This window comes from Levilactobacillus enshiensis (assembly GCF_007115095.1).
Taxonomy (GTDB): domain Bacteria; phylum Bacillota; class Bacilli; order Lactobacillales; family Lactobacillaceae; genus Levilactobacillus; species Levilactobacillus enshiensis.
The window spans coordinates 1-607 of sequence record NZ_SULH01000038.1 but is presented as its reverse complement, the minus strand read 5'-3'; the positions used below and the strand labels follow the sequence as shown (position 1 = coordinate 607).

Genomic DNA, 607 nt, shown 5'->3' with positions numbered 1-607 from the left:
TGTTTGGTTTTCTTCGCCAGTTTGCTCTGGCTCGGTAAAAACACCGTCGTCCTCATCTAAAAGTGATAACTGATCTGGATCGACTTGCTCGGCTTTTTTACCGAAGAGTTTTCTCGTCAGGTAATCAATAATTTCGGCTTGCTCTTTTACCTTTTGAGTCAACATAGCGATTTGTTCTTGTTCAGAAGTCATTGGGCCATCCCACCATTCATTACTAATCAATTTTGAGTTTACCATAGCCTTCTGCGCATGAATAGCTATCTTTTCGTGGTCAAGCTTATCTGTCTTGGTGGCCTGATTTTGTGGATGGTCGCGTCAAGCGACCACCCACTCAATAGACGGTTTAATTGCTTGAGATTAAGCTTGCGAACGGCATTCTGATTAGTCGGCCACTGAAGTCTACCATTCTCAAGTCGTTTGTATAAAAGGAGAAAGCCGTCGCCGTCCCAATAGAGGGCCTTGAAGCGATCCTTCTTAGTTCCACAAAATAGATACAGCGCTCGGTTGTACGGATCTAATTCAAACTGCTCTTGAACAATATCCGCTAAACCATCAATTCCACGCCGTAAGTCAGTCTTTCCACAAACAATGAATACTTGTCTAACTC

The 607-nt window shown here is 43.3% G+C and carries 2 protein-coding genes; both read right to left on the bottom strand.

The window, feature by feature from the left end:
* Positions 1-192: transposase (locus FAY32_RS14470; protein ID WP_191988129.1), on the bottom strand; the 192-nt coding region annotated here is incomplete at its 3' end.
* 65 nt (positions 193-257) lie between these two features.
* Positions 258-607, bottom strand: a 350-nt coding sequence (tnpB, locus tag FAY32_RS14465) for an IS66 family insertion sequence element accessory protein TnpB (protein WP_143464131.1), incomplete at its 5' end; no start/stop codon positions are given.